Consider the following 26,564-nt stretch of genomic DNA (forward strand, 5'->3'; position numbering starts at 1 on the left):
GTTCAGGTATCCTTGTTTTTCTTGCCGCGCAGGGTGCCGCGGACGGATTTGACCAGGATCGGCATCGCCGCCAGCACGCACAGCCCCAGAATCGGCCCGATCACATGCGGCTCCCACAACAAGCTCAGGTCCGGGTCTTCACCGCGGTCGAACACCGACCCGACCCCGACCCCGATCCATGTAAACACAATGGCGCCCGGAATAATGCCCGCCGCCGTGGTCCACAGGAAGTTGCTGAATTTCACGCCCACAAGCGCGGGCAGCAGGTTGGCGACAAAAAACGGCACCGCCGGCACCAGCCGCAACAGCAGCAGCACCTCGACCTCGTTCTCGCGCAGCGCCTGTTTCAGCATCTGAACCCGGCCTTCTGCCGCTTCCATTCTGGCGGTCAGCGCCGCCCCCAGCCCCCAGCGCGCCGCCAGAAAGATGCCGGCCGCACCGATGGTAGCCGAGATCACATTGACCGCGGTGCCCGTCACCAGCCCGAACAGGAACCCGCCGGTGACCGAGGCCACCGCAGCGCCAGGCAGCGAAAACACCACGATCACAATATAGATGCCCATGAACAGCGCCACGAGGCCGAGGAAATTCTGATCCCGGAATGCCATCAGCGCCTCACGGTTGTCGCGCAGCGTCTCGAAGGTCAGGTAATCCTTCAGCGTCACCGCCCCGATCAGCGCCACCGCCGCCACGGCAATCAGGGGCAGGTGGCGGATCAGCCCGGGCTTGGCCGCTGGCTGATCCTTCGGCGGGGAATCGGTCTTGGGGGTCTCGCTCATGTTGCTCATACGTCCGTCTCTGTAACAGTGCCTTGTTGCTACGTGTTAAATGGCCCGCAGGCGAGGCCGGGCAGCCCTGCCTCACGGCTGCTTGATCGCCCGCCCCCGGATTCGTGAGTTTTGTGGCAGAATCACTGCCCCGATGTTACATCCGCCCTGCCCGGAGGCTGTTCCGGTGCGGTTTTTGGCAGAAATGTTGCACAACTCTCCGAAAACCCGTGCCGCAGGGTTTGACTTACCCGCCGTTCCCTCCTAAAGACCGGGCTTCGAGATAGACCCCCGGGAGGCGATTCCGCGCCCTGCCCGAAGATACAATGTGGAGACCGGAGCGATGAAACGCACCTATCAGCCTTCGAACCTGGTTCGTAAACGCCGCCACGGCTTCCGTGCGCGCATGGCCACCAAAGCTGGCCGCAAGATCCTGAACGCCCGCCGCGCCCGCGGCCGGAAAGAACTGAGCGCATAAGCTCAGTTCCCGTTCTGACGGACATGACACCGCCGGAGGCCCCCAAGGACGGCACTGCTGCCCGCGGGGACACGCCTCCGGCGGTGTCCGTTTGCGCAGCTGCTGCGCCAAAGATCGAGGTCATGGCCAAGCGCCGTGATTTCCTTTCCTGTGCCCGCCCGCCTGCCCGCAAGCAGGGCACCAAGGGCATGATGGTCCAGGGCCGCAACCGCCAGGGTGACGGCGGCATCCGCATGGGTTTCACCTGTTCCAAAAAGGTCGGCAATGCCGTTGCGCGCAACCGCGCCAAACGGCGGCTGCGCGAGGCCGCGCGGATGATTCTCCCCGCGCATGGCCGTCCGGGCTGGGATTACGTGCTGATCGGCCGCGCGGTGGAGACCGCCCAGCGTCCATTCGAGGAGCTGAAGCGCGACCTGATCTACGCCCTGAAAAAGATCCACGGCCAGTAAAGCAGTCCAAGCCGGGCCAGCGCCTGCCTGCGGGATGGCGCTGCAATGGCGGGAACAGCCACTTTATCCAAGCAAATTTACTCCCGGTTTTCCGTGAAGCGCCCAGACTGCAAAGCGCCAGCCCGATGGGGCGGGCAGGCGCTGGCCCGGCGCCTGCGGCTTGTTCCGGGCTTTAAGCCTCATTGCCACGAAACCGTCCTCCCCCTATCTAACCCGCATGACCCCTCTGGCCCATATCCTCGCCCTGCCTGTGCGCGCCTACCGGCTGCTGTTCAGCCCCTGGGTCGGCTTCAACTGCCGCTACCAGCCCACCTGCTCGGCCTATGCGCTGGAAGCGCTGGAAAAGCACGGGGGCCTGAAAGGCGCCTGGCTGACGGCCCGCCGCATCGGGCGCTGCCACCCCTTCGGCGGCGACGGTTATGACCCGGTCCCGGACAAGCACGACTGACGCCGGAACACCTTTTTTCTTGGCAAAACGCACTTCCTCAGCTAGGGCGCGGCCATGCTTGATGATGATCTGGACGAAATCCACCCGCTGTTTGCCGGCGCCCCCTCGACCACCGAGTTCAAGAAACTCAGGAAGCGCATCGTGCGCTATGCGCGTGAGGCGATTGACCAATACGGCATGGTGGAGCGCCGCGCGGACGGCAGCACCCCGAAATGGCTGGTCTGCCTCTCGGGCGGCAAGGACAGCTATACCCTGCTGGCGGTTCTTTATGAGTTGAAATGGCGCGGGCTGCTGCCGGTGGACCTGCTGGCCTGCAATCTGGATCAGGGCCAGCCCGGTTTTCCGGCCACCGTGCTGCCGGAGTTCCTGGAGAAGATGCGCGTGCCGCACCGGATCGAATATCAGGACACCTATTCCATCGTCATGGACAAGGTGCCGCAGGGCCGGACCTTTTGTGCGCTCTGTTCACGCCTGCGCCGCGGCAACCTCTACCGTATCGCGCGCGAAGAGGGCTGCTCGGCCGTGGTTCTTGGCCATCACCGGGATGACATTCTGGAAACCTTCTTCATGAACCTCTTTCACGGCGGCCGACTGGCGACCATGCCGCCCAAGCTGGTGAACGAGGAAGGCGACCTGTTTGTGTTCCGCCCGCTGGCCCATGTGGCCGAGGCCGACTGCGAAAAATTCGCCCGTGCCATGAACTATCCGATCATTCCCTGCGATCTCTGCGGCAGCCAGGACGGGCTGCAGCGCCAGCAGGTGAAACAGATCCTGGATCAGTGGGAATCAAACAGCCCGGGCCGCCGCCAGGTGATGTTCCGCGCACTGATGAATGCCCGGCCCTCGCATCTTCTGGACCCGAAACTGTTCGATTTTGCCGGTTTGGACCTGAAGAATGAGGATTCTGAAGCGGAAATACCGGAAATCCCCAAGCTGCGTTAACTCCCGGGTTAGATCAGCGCCTTAGTCTCATGCCGGAACGACTGGCTGCAGACGAAAGGTCTGAGAATGACACACACGGGATCAGGTCTCCTGGCACGGCTCCGGCAAACCCTTGCCCCGGCACTTTTCGGGCCGCCTGTGCTCGCATTCCTGCCTGCCCTGACCCTGGCCACCTATTGGCTCGGCGGCGAAACCGCATTGCTTTCGGTGGCACTTGGCCTGCCAGTGCTGATTGCCGTCGCTGGCGGATTCAGCAAGCTGGGCGGCGGCGGCCTGCCGCGCGACAGTGTCACCGGCATGATGCTGCGCGACGGGTTTGAGCATGAAACCGCCCGGATCTATGAAGAATGCGCGGAAACGGATCTGCGCTCCGCTGTCTTCATCCTGGAGCTGGACGATTACAAAGAACTGGCAGACCGGCACGGCCATGAGGCCGGCGACCGCATCGTTCAGCACTGCGGCACGCAGATCGCTTCGATCCTGCGCCAGCACGATACCATTGCCCGGATCGGCGACAGCCGCTTTGCCATCTGCCTGGCCCCGACCCTGCAACTGGATCTGGAATTATGCATCCAGCTGGCCGGCCGGATGCAAACCGCCGCTGAGGAACCTGTGCCGTTGGATGGCACCAATATCTACGTGACCTCCTCCATCGGCTTCTGCCAGCGCAACCGGGCTCCGGGAAAGACCGGGTCCGACTGGACCGGTGCAGCCGTGACAGCCCTGGCCGAGGCGCAAAGCAACGGCCCCGGCGGCATCCGCGCCTTTTCGGTGGATATGTCCGGGCGCGGCGGGGCCCGCTCCAACCTGCGCGAAGAGGCCGCCTCGGCACTGGAGTCGGGTCAGATTCAGGCCTGGTTCCAGCCGCAGATCTGCACTGACACCGGCCGGGTTTCCGGGTTCGAGGCTCTGGCCCGCTGGTCGCACCCGGTGCAGGGGCTGATCCCGCCCTCGACCTTCCTGCCCGCGCTGGAGGAAGCCGGGCTGATGGACCGGCTGAGCCAGGTGATGCTTTACAACTCCCTGGTAGCAATCAAGGCTTGGGATGCCGCCGGCGTCCAGGTGCCCTGCGTCGGGGTGAACTTTGCCACCCAGGAGCTGCGCAACCCCGGCCTTGCAGGCCGCATCAAATGGGAGCTTGAACGTTTTGAGCTGCCGCCAAGCCGCCTGTGCGTGGAGATTCTGGAAACCGTGATGACCGATCAGCCCGACGACGTGATCACCCGCAACATCCTCGCCCTCAGCGAAATGGGCTGCCACATCGACCTGGATGATTTCGGCACCGGCCATGCCTCGATCGCTGCCGTGCGCCGTTTCAGCATCTCGCGCATCAAAATCGACCGGTCTTTTGTGATGAAGGCGGATCAGGACCCGGAACAGCAGAAACTGATCTCCGCGATCCTCACCATGGCCGAACGGCTGGAGCTGGAAACCCTGGCCGAAGGGGTCGAAACCGCAGGCGAGCACGCGCTCTTGGCGCAGCTGGGCTGCGGTCATGTGCAGGGCTTTGGCATCGGCCGCCCGATGCCGTTTGACCAGACGCTGGACTGGATCACCGCCCATGAAGCCAAACTGCAGGATACACCTGTGATCGGCCGCCAGACCCCTTGATTATTCAATTCCTTTGATTTTCTGCTGCGCCGGGGCCCTATGCCGCCCCGGCGCACCGCGATTCTGCTTGACCTTTGCGGCCCACCTCTGTTGAACCCCACGTGTCCTTCCCTACACGAGGTGGCAGTCCCCAATGGACGATCAGAACAAAAATCTTATTCTCGCAACCGTACTCAGCTTTCTGGTGATCCTGGGGTGGTACACCTTTTTCCCGCCGCCAGAGCCGGAACAGGCACCTGATACTGTGATCAGCGAAACCGCCCCCGCAGGCGATACCGCCCTGGCCCCCAGCGCCGCAGCGGATGCCGTGGCGGAGACCGCCGCAGAAGAGGCCGGAGCCCCGGATGCCCCCCGAGTGGCCATCGATACCGCGCGCCTGGCCGGCAGCATCTCGCTGCAGGGCGGCCGGATCGACGATCTGTCGCTGAAGGATTACCGCGAGACGCTGGACGAAGGGTCTCCGATCGTCAAACTGCTGAAGCCCGTGGGCGACGCCGGCGCTTATTACGCGCTTTACGGCTGGGCGCCGGGTGCTGGCCTGTCGCTGGACGATGTGCCGGGAGCCAACACCGTCTGGACCGCTCCGGCAGACGCCGCACTGTCCACAGACAGCCCCGTCACCCTGACCTGGGACAACGGCAAAGGCCTGAACTTCTCCCGCACTATCGCGGTGGATGAGGATTACATGTTCTCGGTCACCCAATCAGTTGCTAACGCCTCTGGCGGCAGCGTCGCCCTGGCGCCCTACGGCACCCTGGCCCGCCATGGCCAGCCTGCGGACCTGAAAAACTTCTTCATCCTGCACGAAGGCCTGGTCGGCATGTCGGACGGTGAGCTGGCCGAAACCGACTATGACGACATGACAGATTTCGAGCCCGATCCCCGCGACGGGTCCAAGGCCGAAGTCAAACAGGTCGCAGAGAACGGCTGGATCGGCTTTACCGACCACTACTGGATGTCGACCCTGATCCCCGAACCGGGCCAGGCTTTCCGCTCGATCGCGAAGTTCGACGAACGCCGCGAAATCTACCAGACCGATATCGTGCTGCCGACCGTGACTGTCGCCGACGGCCAGTCGTCCGAAGTCACCACCCAGCTGTTTGCCGGCGCCAAGGAATGGGAAGCCATCCGCGGCTACGAAAAGACAGGCATCGCGGGCTTCCTGGACGTGATTGACTGGGGCTGGTTCTTCTTCCTGACCAAGCCGATGTTCTGGCTGCTGCATAACCTGAACGTCCTGATCGGCAACATGGGCTGGGCGATCATCGGCCTGACCGTGGTGATCAAGATCCTCGTCTTCCCGCTGGCCTATAAATCTTATGCCTCGATGGCCAAGATGAAAGAGCTTCAGCCGGAGATGGAGAAGCTCAAGGAGCGTACCGGCGACGACCGCCAGAAGATGCAAAAGGAGATGATGGAGCTGTACAAGCGGGAAAAAGTGAACCCCGCCGCGGGCTGCCTGCCGATCCTGATCCAGATCCCGATCTTCTTCTCACTCTACAAGGTGATCTTCGTCACCCTGGAACTGCGCCACGCGCCCTTCTTCGGCCCATTCCAGGACCTCAGCGCGCCGGATCCGACCTCGATCATGAACCTCTTCGGCCTGCTGCCCTTTGCCTCCCCGGCACCGGAAAGCATCATGGCGCTGGTCTTCATCGGTATCCTGCCGATCCTGCTCGGCATCTCCATGTGGCTGCAGCAGAAACTGAACCCGGCGCCCACCGACCCGACCCAGCAGATGATCTTTGCCTGGATGCCCTGGGTGTTCATGTTCATGCTCGGCGGCTTCGCCTCCGGCCTGGTGGTCTACTGGATCGCCAACAACACGATCACCTTCAGCCAGCAGTATCTGATCATGCGCAGCCACGGCTACAAGCCGGACGTGTTCGGCAACATCAAGTCGGGCTTCAAGAAGAAGCCGAAAGCTGACAGCTGATGACGCACCAAGTTACAGACATCTGGCGCCACCCGCTCAAATCCCACGGGCGTGAGGCGCTGGAGAAAGTAACCCTGACCGCCGGGCAGACCATGCCCGGCGATCGCGTTTGGGCCGTGGCGCATGAGGCCTCCAAGGCCGATGGCTCGGAATGGGCGCCCTGCGCTAATTTTACCCGTGGCTCCAAGGCGCCGGGGCTGATGGCGATCAATGCCACGCTGGACGACGCAAGCGGCCAGCTGACGCTGACCCACCCGCAGCAGCCTGACCTGAGTTTCGACCCGGAGAACCCGGCGGACCTGCAGCGCTTTCTTGACTGGGAAAAACCGCTGACGCCAACGGGCCGTGCCGCCTCTGCCCGGATCATCCGGGTGCCGGGCCGCGGCATGACTGACACCCCCTTCCCCTCGATCACCTTGTGCAACCGGGCTTCCCACCGCGCGGTGGAACAGGCCATCGGCCATGCGCTGTCGCCCAAACGCTGGCGCGGCAACATCTGGTTTGACCTGGATGAACCCTGGGCCGAGAACGACTGGCTGGGCCGCGAGGTTCAGATCGGCGAAGCCGTCTTTGCGGTGCGCGAGCGGGTGGTGCGCTGCCTGGCGACCACCGCCAACCCCGAAACCGGCGAACGCGACGCCGATACGCTGAAAACCCTGAAAGACAATTGGGGCCACCAGGATTTCTCGGTCTATGCCGAGGTGGTGCGCGGCGGTGACATCCGCCTGGGCGACGCGGTAAAGGTGCTGTGATGCAGATGCAATTTTCCCTGGCCGAAGCGCCGGATGACATTTCCGCCGAAAAGGGCCGCAAGCTGTTTGCGGGCGAGACCGAGTTCCTGAAAGGCGTGGTTGCGATGAACGGCCTGCCGGATGCCGACCGGCTGGAAGTCTGCTTTGCCGGCCGTTCCAACGTCGGCAAGTCGAGCCTGATCAACGCGCTGACCGGCACCAAGGGGATCGCGCGCGCCTCCAACACGCCGGGCCGCACGCAGGAGATCAACTTCTTCACTCAAGGCCCGGAGCTCTATCTGGTCGACCTGCCCGGCTATGGCTATGCCAACGCGCCGCTGAAGGTGGTGGAGCAGTGGCAGAAACTGCTGAAGCGCTACCTTTCAGGCCGCCAGAACCTGCGCCGCGCCTTTGTGCTGATCGACAGCCGCCACGGTGTGAAAGCCGTGGACGCCGAGATTATGAAGCTCCTGGACAGCTCCGCCGTCACCTTCCAATGCGTGATGACCAAGGCCGACAAGGTCAAGGAAAAGGACCGTGAGCAGATTGTTGACCAGGTGCGCGCAGCCCTTGCGCGCCATCCCGCCGCTTACCCGGAAATTGTGCTGACATCCTCTGAAAAGGGTGATGGCATCTCGACCCTGCGGTCCATTATCGCTAATTTGTGACGGATGTTTGACCGGCTCGCCTCCTATCTGGTTGTGATCGCCCTGGCCGTTGCCGGGCTGATCCCGGCTGGCTGGATGCCGGGCAGCGCGCAGGACGGCAAGGTGTTGCTGGTGATCTGCACCACCGACGGTGTGCAGGAAGCCTGGGTCGATCCGGGCGATGGCGGTTCACATGATCCCGCGGAACAGATGGATGACCGCAGCTGCCCCTTCTCCGGTTTCGCCACAGCAGCTTTGCTGCCGGAAAACACGCAGAACCTCAGCCTTGATGCGCCGCTTGCCGACCGCTGGTCGCGCGAGGTGTTCACCCATCACAGCGCCGGGTTCCACTGGCGCTACGACGCCCGCGGCCCGCCCGCCGCGGCCTAGGGTCAGCCTCCTTTCATCCGGCCTAGGCGCAGGGTGAGCGAGCAGCTTCCTGCGCCCACCCTGACAGCCTCCCTTCTGCCGAACCGCAATGGACCCGCGCCCGCCGCGCGCGCCTTGCGCCCCATTGCAGGCATGGCCGGATCAAAGGGCTCTGACCCTCTTTCCCCGATTTCAAAAATACCTGCCGGCATGAATCTGCCCGGCACCGTCCAGATATGGAGAGTCCAATGGCGACCAGCCAACCGCACCCCGCGGGCCAATCGCGCCCGTTGTCCGAGAAATTCTACTTCGCCGCCTGGCGCTGGCACTTCTATGCCGGCCTGTTTGTGGTGCCGTTCCTGATCATGCTGGCGGTGACCGGCCTGATGATGATGTTCATCACCCAGTTCGATGGCCGCGACGGCGAGAAAATCACCGTCGCCCAAGGCACAGCCGAACTCAGCATCGCTGATCAATCCGCTGCCGTGCTGGCCGCCCAGCCCGGCACCATTGCCGAATGGATCGGCCCTAAGGCGCCGGACCTGGCCGCCGTGTTCCGGGTTAAGACCGACGAAGGCCAGCGTTTGGTCGCCCTCGACCAGTACACCGGCGAGGTAATCGAAAGCTGGGACCGCCGCGCGGGCTGGTATGATTTTGCCGACAACATCCACTCCACCCTGCTGATCGGCGACACCGGCGACCGGCTGATCGAGATCGCCGCGGGCCTCGGCATCGTGCTGGTGCTGACCGGGCTTTACCTGTGGTGGCCGCGCGGCAATGCCGCCAGCGCCTTCATCCCGAACTTCCGCGCCAAGGGCCGCGCCCTGTGGAAGAACCTGCACGCGGTCACCGGCTTCTGGATGTCGGCGCTTCTGGTGGTCTTCCTGATCTCGGGCCTGTCGTGGACCGGCATCTGGGGCGGCCAGATGATGCAGGCCTGGAGCACCTTCCCGGCAGCCAAATGGGACAACGTTCCCCTGTCAGATGACATCCACGCCAGCATGAACCACGGCGCCACCAACGACGTGCCCTGGGCGCTGGAGCAGACCCCGATGCCCGCCTCCGGCTCTGAGGCGGGCATCACCGGTGTGGCTGAAGGCCAGGCCGTGGATGCCGCCAGCCTGATCGCCCTGGGCCGTGCGCTGGGGATGGAGGGCCGCTTCCGCCTCGCCTATCCCGGCAGCGGAAATGGCGTCTGGACCATCAACCGCGACAGTATGAGCGGTGACGGCGACAGCCCCTTCATCGACCGCACCATCCATATCGACCAGTACAGCGGCAAGATCCTCGCTGACGTGAAATACGACGACTACTCGCTCGCGGGCAAGGCCATGGCGGTCAGCATCCCCTTCCACATGGGTCTGATGGGCACCTGGAGCTTTATCCTGAATGTGGTGTTCTGCCTGGCCGTGATCTTTGTCTGCGTCTCCGGCCTGGTGATGTGGATCAAGCGCCGCCCGGCCGGCGCCACCCGCCTGGCTGCGCCGCCGGAACCGGCAGAGATGCCGTTCTGGAAAGGGGCCGCGCTGATTGCGGTGCTGGTGTCGCTGGCCTTCCCGCTGACCGGTCTGGCGCTGCTGGCGGTGCTGGCCTTTGACGTGCTGCTGCTGGGCCACCTGCCGCCGCTGAAACGCGCCGTGAGCTGAGACTTCCGCGGGCCCGGGACAAGGCCGCAGGCCGCCGGGCCACCGCCTGCCCGTCCCGGCGGGCTGGCGGTTTGGCTGCGTTGTGCGGGACAGTTATGCCGGATGCAGTTTACAGGCATAAACCGTGATGCGGAAAGCGGACACCGCCACCCCACGGTCAGGCGGTGGCCCGGCTTTTCACTTTTATTCCGGGCTTTAGACGTGCTGCGCGCCGTTCACCTCAATCTCGGCGCCGGAGATATAGGAACTCCCGTCCGAGCACAGGAAATAGATCGCCGAGGCCACTTCTTCCGGTTGCCCCAGCCGCTGCATCGGCAGTTTCTCGACGATCTTGTCGGTTCCGGGCGACAGGATCGCGGTCTCCACCTCGCCCGGCGCAATGGCATTGACGCGCACGCCCAGCGGCCCGAAATCATGCGCCATCTCCCGCGTCAGCGCCGCCAGAGCGGCCTTCGACGTGGCATAGGCGGCGCCGGCAAAGGGATGCACCCGGCTGCCCGCGATCGAGGTCACATTGACTACCGAGCCCTTGGCCGCCGCGAGTTCATCCTTCAACCCGCGCGCCAGCACCACCGAGCTGAAGAAATTCACATGGAACACCTTGCCCCAGTCCATCAGGTCGGTGTCCAGCGTGCTGAGCCGCTCGCCCGCCGGCCCTTTCGGTGAAATCCCGGCATTGTTGACCAGCGCATCCAGCCGGCCGTCCAGCAGCTCCTGGATCTGGCCCACCGCGTTGATCGTGTCCGACGGGTCCGACAGATCCAGCTGAACATGGTTCTCCTGGCCGCCGCCCCAGGGGCATTCCGCCGGGAACGGCTGGCGCGAGCAGGTGATCACCCGCCAGCCCTCGGCATTGAAGCGGCGCACGGTGGCGTGGCCGATACCGCGGCTGGCTCCGGTCAGGAGCAGGGTTTTCTGGCGCATCATGCGGTCCTCTTCAAGGGATTCACGGCAGGGATCTGCGGCCAGAGCCTAGCACCGGAACCGGCATCTGCAATGGCCGGGACGCAGGCGGCCCTTGGCACCAGACCAAGAAGCGCCTAAACCCTTCTGTCAAAGGAATGATGACAGCGATGAAGACACAGAACATGAACCGCGACTGGATTGCCACTGCCGAGACCCTCTCAAGCGCCCTGCCTTACCTGCAGCGCTATGACGGGGCCATTGTTGTCATCAAGCTGGGCGGCCACGCCATGGGCAGCGACGAGGCGATGGAGACCTTTGCCCGCGATATCGTGCTGATGCGTCAGGTCGGAGTGAACCCGGTGATCGTGCACGGCGGCGGGCCGATGATCAACGCGATGCTGGAGAAGCTGCAGATCCAGTCCGAGTTCGTGGGCGGCAAGCGGGTCACCGATGCCGCCACCATGGAGGTGGTGGAAATGGTGCTGTCCGGCGTCGTCAACAAACGCATCGTGCAGGCGATCAACCGCCAGGGCGGCCGTGCCGTCGGCCTTTCGGGCAAGGATGCCAATCTGATCACCTGCGATCAGGCCGATCCAGATCTGGGCTTTGTCGGCGCCCCGGCCGATTTGGACCCAAAGGTGCTGTACGGGTTGTTTGAAAAAGACATGATCCCGGTGATCGCCCCGATCGGCGCGGGCCGGGAGGGCGAGACCTTCAACATCAATGGCGACACCGCTGCCGGGGCCATCGCCAAGGCGCTGCAGGCCGACCGGCTGCTGCTGCTGACCGACGTTGCAGGCGTCAAGAACGGCGAAGGCGAAGTGGTGACCGAACTGAAGGCCGCGGACGTCGACGAAATGACCGCCAGCGGCGTGATTGCCGGCGGTATGATCCCCAAAACCGAAACCGCGCTGGATGCGGTGCGCAACGGTGTGCGCGCCTGCACCATCGTTGACGGGCGGGTGCAGAACTCGGTTTTGCTGGAGCTGTTCACCGATCACGGCGCAGGCTCGATGATCCGCGCCTGACGCGCACCGGCGGGATTGGAGGGGCGCTGCCCCTCTTGGCCCTGCCTGGCCAATTCACCCCGAGGTATTTTTGACCAGAAAGAAGCCGGATGGCAGCGGGCGGCTGCCGTCCGGCCGCTGGCTGCGTTAGCTTCCTGGCGCTTTGTAGGCTTTGGCGATGCCGCCGGCCTTCTTCTGTATTGCGGTGAATTCGTCCGAGGTGAACGCTCGCACGGTTTTCAGGTTGCTGACGGCCCCGCTGGCACCGGTTGCCATCAGCCCCGCAAGCAGGCCGGATGCGTCGTCAATTGTCACCTGGATCGCAAAATCGCTTTCGCCAGTGGTCAGATAGTAGCTTTCCAAAGTCCCGCCTGCCGCTTCGACAAGTGCGCGGGCTGCCGCCTCGCGGTCACTGGGGCTTTCAATCATCGCCTTCATCGCAGAGGACGTGTAACAACCGGTCACGATAAATCTTGGCATTCTGACTCTCCCTGGGGTGAATCCTGCAGGCCGGCGATGGGCCCGATGCCGCACAGTCCGGCCCGCATCCCCCCGGGGCAGGATCATAGCACATTCCGGCCTTCCGGCATATGAGTGCGGAACCGGCAGCGGGGCTTGCTTTTTACCCATATATGCGCCTCTCTGCATATATGGATCATGAAAACCTCCTCCGCCTTGCTGTTTTCCTGGGCCTGTTTGCGCTGTTTGCCATAGCCGAGGCCTGGGCACCGCGGCGCGCGCGGCGCCTGCCCCGGCGGCGGCGCTGGCTGACCAACCTGTCCATGTCCGTTTTGAACACCTTGACCTTGCGGGCGCTGGCCTTTGGGTTGCCCCTGCTGGCGGTTGGGGCGGCTTGGGACGCCGCTGAACACGGCTGGGGGATGCTGAACCACCTGAACTGGCCCGGCTGGCTGGAGGGACTGCTGGCGGTTTTGGTGCTGGATTTTGCGATCTGGCTGCAGCATCTGATCACCCATAAGGTGCCGCTTTTGTGGCGGCTGCACCGGGTGCATCACGCCGACCGCGACATGGACGTGACCACAGCGGTGCGCTTTCACCCCATTGAGATCGCGCTGTCGATGCTGCTGAAGACCGGACTGGTCTACCTGCTGGGGCCGTCAGCTTTGGCGGTGGTGCTGTTTGAGATGCTGCTGAACGGCACCGCATTGTTCAACCACGCCAATCTGGCGCTGCCGGGGCGGTTGGACCGGGTCTTGCGGCTGTTGCTGGTGACACCGGACATGCACCGGGTGCATCATTCCGCCCGCCGCGCGGAGCATGACAGCAACTACGGCTTTGCCCTGTCCATCTGGGACCGCATGTTCGGAACCTATACGGCCCGGCCCGGCGCAGGGCATAGGGGCATGACTGTGGGACTGCACTGGCAGGACGGGCGCCCGGCCCGGCTGGGCTGGAGCCTGAGACTGCCGTTCCGCCGCTTCTGACCGCGCCGGCGGGAAGACGCCGGCAGGACAGGACGGGACGTTTTTGCACTCTGGCAAGCAGGCTTGCGCTGTTAGGCTCGAACCAAGCCCCCGGACCGGATGCCGCAAATGACCCTGACCGACCTGCCAGACCGCCGCGCCCAAGGCGCGCTGTCTTATCCTGAGATCGAAGCTGCCGCCGCGCAGGCCGGGCTTGCGGTCTGCGGCGCCTTGCATCCCGCCCGGCAGCCCGTCAAGGCGCTGGAGGGCGGGACATTGATCCTGCTCGGCACAGCCGGGGCGTTCTGGCCCGTCTTCAAGACCAGCCCCGAGCACCGCGACGGCGCCCCGCACCCGGTGGACCGCTGGTCCGAGCGGGTGGTCGGCGCCTTGGCCCAAGACCTGCGCGGCAGCGCCTATTTCCCCTTTGGCCGGCCGCCCTACACGCCTTTTATCAACTGGGCGCTGGCGTCGGGCCGGTTTTTCACATCACCGTCACAGATGATGGTGCATGATCGCGCCGGAATGCTGATATCCTTGCGGGGGGCCCTTCATTTCAAACAGGAATTTGACATTCCCCCGCCGACTTTGGCAGAATCCCCCTGCCGCAGCTGCTCCGCCCGCCCCTGTCTCAGCGCCTGCCCCGTCAGCGCCTTGGCAGACGGCGGCCCCTACGATCTGGCAGCCTGCCATGACTATCTCGACACCCCAGCCGGCGCCGGCTGCATGGCAGGCGGCTGCCTGGCCCGCCGGGCCTGCCCGCTGAGCCGCAACGCCGGCCGCGATCCGGAACAAACCGCACATCACATGAGGCATTTTCACCCCCAATGACCTGCACCCTGATCCTGACCCGCCATGCCAAATCCGCCTGGGACGCCAATGTCCCCAGCGACCACGCCCGTCCGCTGAACAAACGAGGGCGCCGGTCCGCCCCGGCCATTGCCGCCTGGCTGCGGGACAATGGCTACCTGCCGGATCAAGTGATCTCATCCTCGGCGCAGCGCACCCGCGAAACCTGCGAGCTGATGGAGCTGGGCGTGCCTGCGCAGTTCACCGAACGTCTGTATCACGCCAATTCGGAAATGATGTTCAAGGTGCTGATCGAGGCGGAGCAGCCGCGTGTCATGCTGATCGGGCACAATCCCGGCATCGCCGCCTTTGCCCATTCCATCGTCTCCAGTCCGCCGGATCATTCACGGTTCGACGATTACCCGACCGGTGCAACGCTGGTGGCAGAGTTTGATATCAGCAGCTGGCGCGACCTGGCCTGGAGCAGCGGCAAACCCGTCGACTTTGCCGTTCCGCGCGAACTGCTGGGGGAGTAGCACGGTTGCGCCTGCGGCAATACCGCGCATCCTGCGCGGGAGGGGCATGGCGCCGCTGCAAGCGCAGACCTAGGGTGCCTGACAGCCCCGTATTTGCCAGGACTGGAGATCCCCATGCACCGCCGTTCCCTGCTGCTGGCCGCAGCCGCCGCCCTGCCCCTTGCCGCATTCCCCGCCTTCGCCGCAGCTCAGGACACCATCCGGATCATGAAATCCCCCAGTTGCGGCTGCTGCACCGCCTGGGCAAAACATCTGACCGCTGCCGGGCTGCAAACCGAACTGCGCAATGTGCCTGATGATCAGCTGCGGGCAATGAAGGACCGGCTGGGGATCACCAGCGATCTGGCCTCCTGCCACACCGCGATGGCCGGGCCCTATGTGATCGAGGGCCATGTCCCGGCCGGCGACATCCAGCGGCTGCTGGCGGAACAGCCTGCGGCGTTGGGCTTGACTGTCCCGGGGATGCCGATCGGCTCGCCGGGTATGGCGATGGGGGATGAACGCGAGCCGTTCGACACACTGCTGATCCTGGCCGATGGCAGCACCGAAGTCTTTGCCAGCCACTCCTGAACAAGGCAGCCTGATCAAAACGGCCCTGACCCAAAAACTGAACAAAAAAAGGCCGGGCGCTGTGCCCGGCCTTTTTGTATCGTGATGGCGCTGCTTCAGTGGCCCAGGATCTGGCTGAGGAACAGTTTGGTCCGCTCGCTTTTGGGGTTGTTGAAGAACTCCTCCGGCTCGTTCTGCTCCACAATCTGGCCCGCATCCATGAAGATCACCCGGTTCGCCACCTGACGGGCAAAGCCCATCTCGTGGGTCACGCAAAGCATGGTCATGCCTTCCTCAGCGAGTTCGATCATGGTGTCGAGCACCTCCTTGATCATCTCCGGGTCCAGCGCCGAGGTCGGCTCGTCGAACAGCATGATGCGCGGCATCATGCACAGGCTGCGCGCGATGGCCACACGCTGCTGCTGGCCGCCCGACAGCTGTCCGGGATACTTGTCGGCCTGCTCCGGGATCTTCACCTTTTCCAGGAAGTGCATCGCCCGCTCTTCGGCTTCCTTCTTGGGCGTCTTGCGGACCCAGATCGGCGCCAGCGTGCAGTTCTCCAGGATCGACAGATGCGGGAACAGGTTGAAGTGCTGGAACACCATGCCAACTTCGGAACGGATCTTGTCGATGTTCTTAAGGTCATTTGACAAGACGGTGCCATCTACCTCGATCCTGCCCTGCTGATGCTCTTCCAGGGCATTCAGACAGCGGATCAGAGTGGATTTCCCCGAACCGGACGGGCCTGCAATGACGATACGCTCGCCCTGGTTCACCGTCAGGTTGATGTCGCGCAGCACGTGAAAGGACCCGTACCACTTGTTCATGTTGGAGATTTCGATGGCGACCTCGTCGCTCACCTGCATCTTGGAACGGTCGATTTGACGGTCGGTCATAAGTTCAGACATATGTTGAACTCCTTAACGGTGGCCAGTCTGAAGCTTGCGCTCCAGATACATGGAATAGCGGGACATGGAGAAGCAGAAGACGAAGAACAGCAGGGCGATAAAGCCGTAAAGTTCCCAGACAATGCCGTTCCAGTTGGAGTCCGCGCGGATGGCATTCGACAGGCCCAGAGGATCCAGAAGCCCGATGATCGAGACCAGCGTGGTGTCCTTGAACACCCCGATGAAGGTCGAAACGATGCCAGGGATCGAGATCTTCAGCGCCTGCGGCATGATGATCAGCCGCTGCGCCTGCCAGTAGTCGAGGCCAAGCGAATCCGCCCCCTCGTACTGGCCGCGGGGCAAGGCTGCCAAGCCGCCGCGGATCACTTCGGCCATATAAGCCGAGGCAAACAGCGTCACCATGATCAGCACCCGCAGGATGATGTCGAAATTGGTTCCGGGCGGCATAAAGATGTTCAGCAGGGTCGAGGCCACGAACAACAGCGTGATCAGCGGCACGCCGCGGATGAACTCGATAAAACCGACGCAGATGTATTTGACGATCATCAGGTCCGACTGGCGGCCCAGCGCCAGCACAATGCCGATCGGCAGCGAGCAGGCAATGGCCACAACGCCAATGGTCACCGACAGCATGAAGCCGCCGAACTTGCGGCTTTCCACCGCTTCGATGCCAATGGGCAGGATCCCGTCCAGCGCCCCGGAAACCGGAGCTGCCAGCAGCAGCCACCAGACAAGCGCCGCCGCAACGCCCAGGATCACGCCCAGAAGTGTGCTCAGCGCTTCTGCGGCGAATTTGTAGACCAGCCCGCCGATGACGAAACCCGCCAGCGCGGCGATCGGCATCCAGATGGTGCCGCCCCACAAAAGCCAGGGGAAGATGAACGGGTAGAGCGCCGAAAAGATCAGCATCTTCGACGGCACCCGGTCCGAAAACAGCACCGGGGCCAGTGCCGCGCCCAGCAGGACAAAGGCAGCGATGGGGCGCCAGTACAGGTGGCTCGGGTAAAAGCCGAAGATCAGCTGGATCCAGCGTTCCTTGATCACGCCCCAGCAGGCGCCATGGGCATCGCCATGGCCCGCTGCTGCCAGCGTCTCGCGGCAGTTGGACAGCGAGGTGCCGTCCCAGGTCGGCGACAGGATCCAGGGGACAATGGCCGCCAGCACGAAGTAGATCGCGGCCAGCGACGCAATGGTCAGGATCGCATTGAACCAGCTCGAAAACAGGTTGTGGCGCGCCCAGCCGATGGCCCCGACCTCAGAGGCCGGCGGATCCTGCTCGGGAAGCATGGTGTCGCGGACAAAGGCGACGGTATGGGAATGGGTACCGCTCATCTCAGCGCTCCTTCAGCTTCACGGCTTCGTTGTACCAGTTCATCACCGCCGAAATGGACAGCGAGATCGCCAGGTACACCAGCATCAGCAACAGAACGCATTCCAGCTCGCGGCCGGTCTGGTTCATGGTGATGCCGCCCAGGGTGCCGGTGATGTCCATGTAGCCCACGGCAATCGCCAGCGACGAGTTCTTGGTCAGGTTCAGGTAGTTGGAGATCAGCGGCGGGATGATCACCCGCAGTGCCTGCGGCAGGATCACCAGGCGCATGGTCCGGTTGGAGCGCAGGCCCAGGGCCGACGCGGCCTCGGTCTGGCCCTTGGAGATGGCCATGATGCCCGCCCGCACGATTTCCGCGATGAAAGCCGCGGTATAGAGCGACAGCGCCAGCCACAAAGCAATCAGCGAGTTGCGCAGGTGGGTGCCGCCCTGGAAGTTGAACCCCTTCAGTGCCGGGTAGCCCAGGTGGAAGCCCAAGGCAATCAGCAGCACCAGCGTCGGCACCACAATGATGCCGGTGCGTATATGCCAGGTTTTCGGGCGGTCGCCGGTGGCTTCCTGAATGCGGTTGGCGCGCAGTGTCACCCGGTGGGCGCCCCACAGGCTGAGACCCAGCACCACCAGAACGGCAATCAGGTCCAGACTCACGTCGAACCGCAGCGAGCTGTCGCCCAGCAAATGGGTATCGCCCAGCGAACGCGAGAACAGCGGCTCGGGGATGTAGACACCGCGGTTGGTCACGGCAACGCTGTCGGCCAGGCTCATCGTGGCTTCGGGGTTTTCGCCCCGGAACGCCCGTGGCGCCGGCAGGGTTTCGATCAGGATCGCCATCACAAAGACAATCCAAAGCAGAACCGGCACATTGCGGAACAGCTCGACATAGATTGTCATCAGGCGCGCCACCAGCCAGTTCGACGACAACCGCAGAACACCGATGATCACGCCCAGAATTGTTGCGGTGATACAGCCGAGGAAGGCCACGACCAGCGTGTTCAGAAGCCCCATCAGCGCGGCCCGCAGGTGGCTGTCGCGCGAGGTGTACTCCAGCAGGCGCTGGTTGATATCGTAGCCGGCCGGTTCCGAGAAGAAGCCGAAATCGATCGGCTTGCCCAGTGCGGCCAGGTTGCTCAGCGTATTGTTGATCAGCCAGGCTGCCAAAAGCATGAACCCGAACATGGCGATGACCTGGATGGTCCCCGACCGGTAACGGGTATCGTAAAGGAGCATAGACAGCCGGAACTGCTCCTTTGGAGGGTCAGTTAACGTTGACATATAGTGTGATCCCCTGGGCTCCGGTATTCTGTCCTGGCGGGGTTGTCCCCGCTCCGCAGCGGTCCGGAGCTTATTTTCTGATAGGAAAAGGGCGCAGGAAACTCCTGCGCCCTTCCCGGTGGTGTGTTTAGCGGAACGGCGGAGCGTACAGCAGGCCACCTTCGGTCCACTGTGCGTTCAGGCCGCGGGCCAGGCCGACCGGAGTGTCTTCGCCGATGTTCTTGGCGAAGATTTCACCGTAGTTGCCCTGCGAAGCGATCGCCTTCTGAGCCCAGGTGGCGTCCAGGCCGAGCATCTCGCCCAGGGTGCCTTCGCTGCCCAGCAGACGGTTGATTTCCGGGTTCTCGGTGCCGGCGGACATTTCGCTCAGGTTGGCCGAGGTGATGCCCAGCTCTTCAGCCGAGACCAGCGCGTTCAAGGTCCAGCGGACCACATCGCCCCATTCGTTGTCGCCATGGCGGACCAGCGGGCCCAGCGGCTCCTTGGAGATGATTTCCGGCAGCAGCACATGTGCGCCCGGATCATCAAAGGTGGCGCGGGTCGCAGCCAGGCCGGACGCGTCGGTGGTGTAAACGTCGCAGGCACCGGCCAGGTACTGCTGCTGCGCTTCGGCATTGGTTTCGATCGGAACCGGCTCATACGAGATGTTGTTGGAGCGGAAGAAGTCCGCCAGGTTCAGCTCGGTGGTGGTGCCGGTCTGGATGCAGACGGTGGCGCCGTCCAGTTCCTTGGCCGAGGACACGCCCAGCTCTTTCGGGACCATAAAGCCCTGGCCGTCATAATAGTTGACGCCGGTGAATTCGAACTTCAGGTCGACATCGCGGCTGAAGGTCCAGGTGGTGTTGCGGGCCAGCATGTCGATCTCGCCGGACGCCAGCGCGGTAAAGCGGGTCTTGCCGGTGGTCGGCACGAATTCAACAGCAGTCGAGTCGCCCAGCACAGCTGCAGCCACAGCCCGGCACACGGCAACGTCGAACCCTTCCCATTCCCCGTTCGCATTCGGAGCCGCAAAGCCGACCAGGCCGACGGTGACGCCGCAGTTCAGCTTGCCGCGCGCCTTCACATCGTCCAGCGTTCCGGCAGATGCTGCGCCAGCCGCAAGACCGGCAAAAGCCATTGCGCCCAAAAGTACGGATTTTTTCATATTTACCTCTTCCTGATAGCCCGCCATTCGACGGAATAGCCCGCCATTCAGCGGTTCTTATTAACCGGCGATCCCCCGCCGGAATTGAGACTGAAGAAGGGTTTACCCCTTTTTCGCGCTCAAGTGTGGGCGCATTCATCAACAAACGTCAAGGGTGGGATCAGGAAATTCGATGCGCGGCATACGCACAGATTGCCCGTGAGTAAATTTATTTACGTCTCACGGGGTCATTCGGTAATTTTCTGTTCTCTCAGGAGAAATCGTAAAACCGCTTGGCGTGCAGAAATTCCTGCCGCTTCACCTCCGCTGCAGCCTGGGCATCCTCGTCGACACCCCATTGCTCTTCCTGCCAGCGCTCGTCCAGACGCGACAGTTGCCAGATCTCATCGGCACTGCGCCAGCCCTGCGCAGCGGCAAAGCCAAGGATCAAAGAGCCGGAAATCCCTACCAAATCATGGAATGCCGCCAGCTGGAACGGTGTCATCGCATGCACCTTGTCCGCCAGCGCCGACAGCGCCGCAGCCTCCTGCGGCTGGTGCAGAATGCCGGTCCGGGGCTGCAGCCGCACGCCCAGCGCCCCTGCTGCCCAGTCCAGCGCCGGGTCCCATTCCTGCGCTTGACGCAACGTCAACTCAACCGGCGCGTCGGCGCGGTAGCACAGCAGGTCGGAATCGCCGTATTCGGCGAGCATGGCGGCCACTTCGCTGTGCTGATGTGTCACCTTGTCAATCGCGGCATTGGCCGACCGGGTGCAGGGCATGGTTCCGGGATCAACTGATTCGGTCTGCGCGTCCCATTCTGCAGCGATGGCGTCGCCCATGGCCCGGGTCGGAACCGCCAGCGGCGCCTTGGCCGGGGTCTTCACCCGGCGCCCGTCCAGCTCCACCGCAAACCCGTCTTCGGTCTGCGCAACCAAGACTTGTTTCCAGAACCGCTTCTGTGCCCAGCCGCTCATTTCCTACACCTTCCAAATCTCTGCCAGCAGCGGGCGCAGCTCCGCGAAATCGCGGATCAGGTAATCGGCGCCCAGTGTTTCTGCCGGATGGTATCCCCAAGGCACGGCGATGGTGGTGACCCCCGCGGCGCGCCCCATCTCAATGTCAAACCGCGTGTCGCCGATCATCACGGTGCTGTCACGCTCCACCCCGGTTTCTGCCATCGCCGTCAGCACCATCGACGGGTGCGGCTTGGAGGGATGGTGATCGGCCACTTGCCGGGTCACGAAACACTCCAGCCCATGCGCCGCAATCAACGCCTCCACCCCGCGCTGGGACTTGCCGGTGGCGACCCCCAGCAGGTATTCCGGAATTGCATTCAGTTCCGCCAGCGCTTCGCGCGCACCGGGATACAGCGGCGAATGTCCGGCCCCTGCCGCCTCGCGGGCCAGCATGTACGAGGACTTGTAGCCCTCCACCAGCGCCTCGACGGTGGCAGCATCCTGATCCGGCGCCAGCTCCCGCATCGCCAAGGGCAGCGACAGCCCGACGATGGACAGGATCGCGTCCCGCGGCGGCACTGGCAGGCCCGCGCCTTCAAACGCCTCCGCCATCGCACCGGTGATCGCGCCCTGGCTGTCCGCCAGAGTGCCATCCACATCAAACAGGATCAGCCGCAGCGGTGAACTCACTTCAGATCCTCAAACGGGTCATCCGCCGCCAGGTCCTCGCTCCAGCCGAAAGTGTCCCAGCTTTCCTTCATGTGATCCGGCAATGGCGCCACAACCGAGACATTCTTATGTGTCACCGGATGTTCAAACACCATCCGCCGCGCATGCAGATGCAGTTTCTTGGAGATCACCCCGCCAAACTGCGCGCCCCAGCCGTCGCCCAGGTTCTCCTGGCCGGAGCCGCCGTATTTGCCGTCCCCGGCAATCGGATGGCCCATCCCCGACATATGCGCCCGCAGCTGATGGGTACGGCCGGTAATCGGCTCCATCGCCACCCAGGCCGCGCGGCTGGCCACCCGGTAAAGCGTGGCATAGAGCGTATGCGCCCGCTTGGCGCCGTATGTCTCGTCGATGTCCTGCGGATGGACATTGATCATCTTCTCGCCTTCGCCGCTCTTGCCGTGGCCCGGCGCCTTGACGAGGCCGTTCTTGATCTCGCCCAGATAGGGCGTCGGCACGCCGGCCACCAGGGCCCAATAGATCTTGCGGGTGTTCTTGTGGCGGAAGGCTGCGGTCAGCCCCTGCGCGGCCTTGCGGTTGCGCGCCAGCACCAGAATGCCCGAGGTGTCCTTGTCGATCCGGTGCACCAGCTTGGGTTTTTCCTCCAGCCCGAACTTCAGCGCCTCGGCCAGCCCGTCCACGTGTTTCGTGGTGCCGGAGCCGCCCTGCACCGCCAGGCCTGCGGGCTTATTCAGCACGATCACATCGTCGTCGCGGTAAATCACGCAGTCCTGAATCATCCTGGCATCCGCGTCCGAGATTTTCATCTCGCGCGGCGCGGCCGGTTTCAGATCGCTGTCCGCCAGCGGCGGCACCCGCACCACCTGCCCGGACTCGACCCGGGTATTGGCCTTCACCCGGCCGCCGTCCAGCCGCAGCTCGCCCTTGCGGCACATCTTCTCGATGCGGCCCTGGTTCACATGCGGAAACAGCCGCCGCAGCCAGCGGTCAATGCGCTGGCCGCCATCGTCTTCGCTGACGGTAATCATCTGAACGCCGCTCATGCGAACACTCCCCTTGCGGCCATCAGGCCCAGAAACAAGCCGCCGACCGACAGGCCCACGGACAAACATACGTACAGCGCCGCCTGCCCGAAGGCGCCGCGCTCGATCAGGTTGGCGGTCTCCAGCGAGAACGCCGAAAAAGTGGTGAACCCGCCCAAAAGCCCGGTCATCACCAACGGGCTCAGGTGCGTCAGCCCGCGCATCGCTGCGGCAACCACAAACACCCCCATCAGGAAGGAGCCGATCACGTTGACGGTGATCACCGCCACCGGGAAATCGTGATGGCCCAAGAGGCGGATGATCCCCAGCCCGGCCACATAGCGGCACACCGCCCCGATTGCGCCGCCTAGGGCCACCATGGAAACCGAAGAAATCATCCCCGTCCTGTCGCGCGGGCGCGCCGGGATGTCAAGTTTTGCCCGCATTGCGCTGCACGCAGGGCCGCCCCAGCACCGCCTGCCCTTTCATCTTTCCAAAAATACTCCCGCCGGAGGCAGCGGCTTTGCCCGCAAAGCCGCTCTACTTGTTCCGCTTCGCCCTCAGGTTCGCGAAATAATCCGTGCGCCGCTTCAGCTCGCGTTCAAACCCGCGCTCCACCGGCTGATACAGCACCGGGCGCTTCACCCCGTCGGGGAAGTAATTCTGGCCGGAGAACCCGTCCTCGGCGTCGTGGTCGTAGGCATAACCGTCGCCGTATCCCTGCTCCGACATCAGCTTGGTCGGCGCGTTCAGGATATGCTTGGGCGGCGGTGCGCTGCCGGTCTGCTTGGCCAGGCGGCGGGCGGCCTTGATGCCGACGTAAACCGCGTTGGATTTCGGCGCCAGCGCCAGATAGACGGCGGCATTGGCCAGCGCCAGCTCGCCCTCCGGACTGCCGAGCCGTTCATAGGTCTGCCAGGCATTCAGGCAGACGGTATTGGCCTGCGGATCCGCCATGCCGATGTCCTCGGTTGACATCATCGTCAGCCGCCGCGCCAGAAACCGCGGGTCCTCGCCGCCCTCCAGCATTCGCGCCAGCCAGTACAGAGCCGCATCCGGGTCGGAGCCGCGGATGGATTTATGCAGCGCAGAGATCAGGTTGTAATGCTCGTCGCCGGATTTGTCGAACTTGGCCGCACGCCGCATCAGCCGCGCCGACAGCGCCTCGCGCCCCAAGGGTGCCTCTACCTTCCAGGCCGCAACCTGCTCAATCAGGTTCAGCAGCGCCCGGCCGTCACCGTCCGCCATCTCATGCAGCGCATCGCGGGCATCGCCCGACAGCGGCAGCGCCCGGCCCAGCTCCTTCTCGGCGCGCTGGGTCAGGCGTTCAAGGTCCGCCAGCGACAGCCGCTCCAGCACCAAAACCTGAGAACGCGAAAGCACAGCGGCGTTCAGCTCAAACGAAGGGTTCTCGGTGGTTGCCCCCACCAAGAGGATGGTGCCATCCTCCATATGCGGCAGAAACCCATCCTGCTGGGCCTTGTTGAAGCGGTGGATCTCATCCACGAACAAGAGCGTCCCCTGGCCGTTCTGGCGGCGGATCTTGGCGGCCTCGAACACTTTGCGCAGCTCCGGCACGCCGGTAAAGATCGCCGAGATCTGCACGAAATGCAGATCGGTCTCCTTGGCCAGCAGCCGCGCGATGGTGGTTTTTCCCACCCCCGGCGGCCCCCAGAATATCAGCGACGACAAGGAGCCGGACGCCAGCATCACGCCCAGCGGCGCCTCCGGCCCCAGCACCTGTTGCTGGCCGATCACATCCGCCAGTGACTGCGGCCGCAGCCGGTCGGCCAGCGGCCGGTTGGGCTGCGGCGCATCGCTGCCCGCGGGCGCGGGACTGCCGAACAGATCCGCCATCAGGTCCGGAACCGCAGGGTGACACGCTGGCCGCGCCGGTTCAGGTCCAGTTGAATCCAGCGGCCGCTGTTTGCCAGAATTGTATAAACGTCATCGGTGCTGGCGACAGGCTGGCCATTCACCGCCAAGAGCGCATCACCGGGCTGCACCCCGCCGCGCCCGGCGTAAGGGCCGGGATCAGTGATCACCACGCCCTGAGCCGACAGCGGCAGGCCCAGCCGCGCAATCACCTGCGGATTGATCCGCGCCACGGTCAGCCCCGGCAGTGCCGTGTCTTCATCCAGCTGCACCGGGTTTGCGGGCGGCTGATCAGGCGCCACGATCATCGGCACCGCAATCTCTTCCCGCGCCTCACCGCGAAGACGGGTGATCGCGGACATACCGTCCAGCCCTGCCACCGACATGCGGAACACCATCTCGGACGGCGAATTCACCACCTCGCCGTCCACATGGGTGATCACATCGCCCACCTTGAAACCGGCCTTGGCAAAGGGGCTTTCAACATGCAGGTCGGAAATCACCATGCCCTCGGGCACATCCATCCCCAGCGAGGCCGCCAGATCGGCATCCACCGGCTGCCCGGCCATGCCGGCCCAGGGGCGCTGAAACTCTTCCGCGCCGTTGCGGGCCTGGCTGACGAATTCCTTCACCAGATTGGCGGGGATCGCAAAACCGATGCCGTTGGAGCCGCCGGAACGGGACAGGATGCGGGTGTTGATGCCGATGAGGTCGCCGTTCACGTCAATCAGCGCGCCGCCGGAATTGCCCGGATTGATCGGCGCGTCGGTCTGGATGTAGTAGCCAAAGCCGTCGCCCGCCCCCATGCCGGTGCGGGCAAGCCCCGAGACGATGCCGCTGCTGACGGTCTGGCCGACCCCGAACGGGTTGCCGATGGCCAGCGCCAGTTCGCCCACCGCGACCTGATCGCTGTCGCGCAGGTCCAGATGCGGCAGGTCTTCGGCGGCTTCCAGCTGCAGGATTGCCAGGTCGCTGGCCTTGTCGCCCAGGATCACCCGCGCATTGTATTCGCGCCGGTCAGAGGTCACCACCCGGATTTCGGTGGCCATGCCGACGACATGGTAGTTGGAGACCACGATGCCGTCGCCCGACAGGATCACGCCCGAGCCCAGCGAGTTCTCCACCCGCGGCTGCGGCTTGGCAAAGCCGCGGAAGAAATCATCAAAGAACGGATCGTTCATGAACGGCGAACGCCTGCGCTGCTGCACCTGGCGCACCACCTTGGCGTAGATGTTGACCACTGCCGGCGAAGCGTCTTTGACCAGCGGCGCAAACCCCAGCGCAATTTCCGCCTGGCTCTGCGGCACCCGGGTTTCCGCTGCGGCCGGCAGGGCAAGAACAATGGCAAGGGCGGTCAGGGCTGGGCGGATCATGGGGGCTCCGTTTGTTGCTGTGCGAAGGATATGCGGAGCGCGCGCCCGGATTGCAAGGCATGAGCAGTTCCGGCAGCACAGGGGCGCTGCCCCTCTTGGCCTCACGGCCAATTCACCCCGAGGTATTTGGGACCAGAAAGAAGCAGACGGCCGGCAAGGCATGAAGCATTCCGGGTTTTGGGGCACGAAGAGGCCCCGGCGATTTTTTTCGCCGGGGCCTCTTGAATTATGACCCCAATTTCTGCGCATGTTTGCCCCAATGCCGGAGCAGCGCTGCCTCGTCTCGAACGTCTTCCAGAGTGGTGTTCCATGGAACAGCCACGGGCGGTACAGGATTCGCCTGGGATCCAGCGCCTCCTGTGTTTTCTTCGGATTGCGAACAGGATCGGCTCCCATTCGTTGCGCCGGCGTCCTTTGAACGGGCGCAATTTCCCTGATCTGTGGCGGGGAAGCGTTTCGCTCGTTCCCGGGATGCGGATTGAGGTCAAACCAGTCTTTACAGATGCTGTGTCCGGCTTGGTTGCAGTATTGCCCGTGTATTGCCTGGTTTCAAACCAGTTGCAGTGAATGCGGAATATGTTCAGCAGTGCGGCTGACACGGCAGGATTGTATGAGGCGCCATTGATGTATTTCGCGCCAGTTCACCGCAAGGCGGTTCTCACGCATCAGGCGGCCAGCACGGCGGTGCCCGATATCAAAGCCAAGCTCCTTCAGTTCTTCGGTCATGCGGGGTCTGCCATCGCTGCCCAGGGACAGGCGGAACTGCTCACGGATGCGG

At 63.7% G+C, this 26,564-nt stretch carries 28 protein-coding genes and 1 pseudogene; 15 read left to right on the top strand and 14 right to left on the bottom strand.

Features of this window, described 5'->3' with window-relative positions; all coding sequences use genetic code 11:
• Positions 1-2: 2 nt before the first annotated feature.
• Positions 3-779, bottom strand: a complete 777-nt coding sequence (locus A2I95_RS08430; RefSeq protein ID WP_291729342.1) for a VTT domain-containing protein — start codon at positions 777-779, stop codon at positions 3-5.
• A gap of 331 nt (positions 780-1,110) precedes the next feature.
• On the opposite strand from A2I95_RS08430, the gene rpmH reads away from it, so the two are divergent.
• From rpmH to A2I95_RS08480, 10 genes are all read left to right on the top strand, one after another.
• Positions 1,111-1,245: a 50S ribosomal protein L34 gene (gene rpmH / locus A2I95_RS08435; protein ID WP_008554144.1), complete on the top strand. Its 135-nt coding sequence runs from the start codon at positions 1,111-1,113 to the stop codon at positions 1,243-1,245.
• 23 nt (positions 1,246-1,268) lie between these two features.
• Positions 1,269-1,694 carry a ribonuclease P protein component gene (gene rnpA, locus A2I95_RS08440; RefSeq protein WP_291729343.1) on the top strand — a complete coding sequence of 142 codons (426 nt, stop codon included), beginning with the start codon at positions 1,269-1,271 and terminating at the stop codon, positions 1,692-1,694.
• Positions 1,695-1,911: 217 nt separating this feature from the next.
• Positions 1,912-2,142 (top strand): membrane protein insertion efficiency factor YidD, encoded by a 231-nt coding sequence (gene yidD / locus A2I95_RS08445; RefSeq protein WP_291729344.1) that lies wholly within the window; start codon positions 1,912-1,914, stop codon positions 2,140-2,142.
• Positions 2,143-2,196: 54 nt separating this feature from the next.
• A complete protein-coding gene (gene ttcA / locus A2I95_RS08450) occupies positions 2,197-3,084 on the top strand; it encodes a tRNA 2-thiocytidine(32) synthetase TtcA (protein WP_291729345.1) in 888 nt (295 codons plus the stop codon).
• Between the two features lie 66 nt (positions 3,085-3,150).
• Entirely contained in the window at positions 3,151-4,695 is a 1,545-nt protein-coding gene (locus A2I95_RS08455; protein ID WP_291729346.1) for a bifunctional diguanylate cyclase/phosphodiesterase, read from the top strand.
• 133 nt (positions 4,696-4,828) lie between these two features.
• A complete protein-coding gene (gene yidC, locus A2I95_RS08460) occupies positions 4,829-6,631 on the top strand; it encodes a membrane protein insertase YidC (protein ID WP_291729347.1) in 1,803 nt (600 codons plus the stop codon).
• Positions 6,631-7,383, top strand: a complete 753-nt coding sequence (locus A2I95_RS08465; RefSeq protein WP_291729348.1) for an MOSC N-terminal beta barrel domain-containing protein — start codon at positions 6,631-6,633, stop codon at positions 7,381-7,383. The genes yidC and A2I95_RS08465 overlap by 1 nt, the downstream gene beginning before the upstream one ends.
• Positions 7,383-8,030: a ribosome biogenesis GTP-binding protein YihA/YsxC gene (gene yihA / locus A2I95_RS08470; protein WP_291729349.1), complete on the top strand. Its 648-nt coding sequence runs from the start codon at positions 7,383-7,385 to the stop codon at positions 8,028-8,030. The genes A2I95_RS08465 and yihA overlap by 1 nt, the downstream gene beginning before the upstream one ends.
• Positions 8,031-8,033: 3 nt before the next feature.
• A complete protein-coding gene (locus A2I95_RS08475) occupies positions 8,034-8,399 on the top strand; it encodes a DUF2946 family protein (protein WP_291729350.1) in 366 nt (121 codons plus the stop codon).
• A 227-nt stretch (positions 8,400-8,626) separates the two neighbouring features.
• Complete coding sequence (locus tag A2I95_RS08480; protein ID WP_291729351.1) at positions 8,627-10,024, top strand: PepSY domain-containing protein; 1,398 nt, start codon at positions 8,627-8,629, stop codon at positions 10,022-10,024.
• 195 nt (positions 10,025-10,219) lie between these two features.
• Here A2I95_RS08480 and A2I95_RS08485 read toward each other — a convergent pair whose 3' ends face one another.
• Complete coding sequence (locus A2I95_RS08485; RefSeq protein WP_291729370.1) at positions 10,220-10,948, bottom strand: SDR family NAD(P)-dependent oxidoreductase; 729 nt, start codon at positions 10,946-10,948, stop codon at positions 10,220-10,222.
• Between the two features lie 149 nt (positions 10,949-11,097).
• Here A2I95_RS08485 and argB point away from each other — a divergent pair, with 149 nt between their 5' ends.
• On the top strand, positions 11,098-11,958 hold the full coding sequence (argB, locus tag A2I95_RS08490) for an acetylglutamate kinase (RefSeq protein WP_291729352.1): 861 nt from the start codon (positions 11,098-11,100) through the stop codon (positions 11,956-11,958).
• Positions 11,959-12,084: 126 nt separating this feature from the next.
• Here argB and A2I95_RS08495 read toward each other — a convergent pair whose 3' ends face one another.
• Positions 12,085-12,417 carry a GYD domain-containing protein gene (locus A2I95_RS08495; RefSeq protein WP_291729353.1) on the bottom strand — a complete coding sequence of 111 codons (333 nt, stop codon included), beginning with the start codon at positions 12,415-12,417 and terminating at the stop codon, positions 12,085-12,087.
• A 170-nt stretch (positions 12,418-12,587) separates the two neighbouring features.
• On the opposite strand from A2I95_RS08495, the gene A2I95_RS08500 reads away from it, so the two are divergent.
• The 4 genes from A2I95_RS08500 (at position 12,588) to A2I95_RS08515 (ending at position 15,256) form a co-directional block, all read left to right on the top strand.
• Complete coding sequence (locus tag A2I95_RS08500) at positions 12,588-13,382, top strand: sterol desaturase family protein (RefSeq protein ID WP_291729354.1); 795 nt, start codon at positions 12,588-12,590, stop codon at positions 13,380-13,382.
• Positions 13,383-13,490: 108 nt separating this feature from the next.
• Positions 13,491-14,192 (top strand): ferredoxin, encoded by a 702-nt coding sequence (locus A2I95_RS08505; RefSeq protein WP_291729355.1) that lies wholly within the window; start codon positions 13,491-13,493, stop codon positions 14,190-14,192.
• The gene (locus tag A2I95_RS08510; protein WP_291729356.1) at positions 14,189-14,686 is read left to right on the top strand and encodes a histidine phosphatase family protein; all 498 of its coding nucleotides are present in this window, start codon (positions 14,189-14,191) and stop codon (positions 14,684-14,686) included. Before A2I95_RS08505 ends, A2I95_RS08510 begins: the two co-directional genes overlap by 4 nt.
• Before the next feature lie 114 nt (positions 14,687-14,800).
• A complete protein-coding gene (locus A2I95_RS08515; protein WP_291729357.1) occupies positions 14,801-15,256 on the top strand; it encodes a DUF411 domain-containing protein in 456 nt (151 codons plus the stop codon).
• 95 nt (positions 15,257-15,351) lie between these two features.
• On the opposite strand, the gene A2I95_RS08520 is transcribed toward A2I95_RS08515, so the two are convergent.
• From A2I95_RS08520 to A2I95_RS08570, 11 genes and pseudogenes are all read right to left on the bottom strand, one after another.
• Positions 15,352-16,143, bottom strand: a complete 792-nt coding sequence (locus A2I95_RS08520; protein WP_027257377.1) for an amino acid ABC transporter ATP-binding protein — start codon at positions 16,141-16,143, stop codon at positions 15,352-15,354.
• A 12-nt stretch (positions 16,144-16,155) separates the two neighbouring features.
• Positions 16,156-17,475 carry an amino acid ABC transporter permease gene (locus tag A2I95_RS08525; protein WP_291729358.1) on the bottom strand — a complete coding sequence of 440 codons (1,320 nt, stop codon included), beginning with the start codon at positions 17,473-17,475 and terminating at the stop codon, positions 16,156-16,158.
• Between the two features lies 1 nt (position 17,476).
• A complete protein-coding gene (locus tag A2I95_RS08530; RefSeq protein ID WP_291729359.1) occupies positions 17,477-18,745 on the bottom strand; it encodes an ABC transporter permease subunit in 1,269 nt (422 codons plus the stop codon).
• A 127-nt stretch (positions 18,746-18,872) separates the two neighbouring features.
• A complete protein-coding gene (locus tag A2I95_RS08535) occupies positions 18,873-19,889 on the bottom strand; it encodes an amino acid ABC transporter substrate-binding protein (RefSeq protein ID WP_291729360.1) in 1,017 nt (338 codons plus the stop codon).
• Positions 19,890-20,139: 250 nt separating this feature from the next.
• Entirely contained in the window at positions 20,140-20,844 is a 705-nt protein-coding gene (locus A2I95_RS08540; protein WP_291729361.1) for an ATP12 family chaperone protein, read from the bottom strand.
• Between the two features lie 3 nt (positions 20,845-20,847).
• Positions 20,848-21,516: an HAD family hydrolase gene (locus A2I95_RS08545; RefSeq protein ID WP_291729362.1), complete on the bottom strand. Its 669-nt coding sequence runs from the start codon at positions 21,514-21,516 to the stop codon at positions 20,848-20,850.
• On the bottom strand, positions 21,513-22,559 hold the full coding sequence (locus A2I95_RS08550; RefSeq protein WP_291729363.1) for an RluA family pseudouridine synthase: 1,047 nt from the start codon (positions 22,557-22,559) through the stop codon (positions 21,513-21,515). Before A2I95_RS08550 ends, A2I95_RS08545 begins: the two co-directional genes overlap by 4 nt.
• Positions 22,556-22,936, bottom strand: a complete 381-nt coding sequence (crcB, locus tag A2I95_RS08555; RefSeq protein WP_291729371.1) for a fluoride efflux transporter CrcB — start codon at positions 22,934-22,936, stop codon at positions 22,556-22,558. The genes A2I95_RS08550 and crcB overlap by 4 nt, the downstream gene beginning before the upstream one ends.
• A 142-nt stretch (positions 22,937-23,078) precedes the next feature.
• Positions 23,079-24,395 (bottom strand): replication-associated recombination protein A, encoded by a 1,317-nt coding sequence (locus A2I95_RS08560; protein ID WP_291729364.1) that lies wholly within the window; start codon positions 24,393-24,395, stop codon positions 23,079-23,081.
• Positions 24,395-25,786, bottom strand: coding sequence for a trypsin-like peptidase domain-containing protein (locus tag A2I95_RS08565; RefSeq protein WP_291729365.1), 1,392 nt, complete (start codon positions 25,784-25,786; stop codon positions 24,395-24,397). Before A2I95_RS08565 ends, A2I95_RS08560 begins: the two co-directional genes overlap by 1 nt.
• A gap of 642 nt (positions 25,787-26,428) precedes the next feature.
• Positions 26,429-26,564, bottom strand: a pseudogene (locus A2I95_RS08570) (IS3 family transposase); the annotation flags it as partial.

The organism is Leisingera sp. F5 (genome assembly GCF_001593695.1).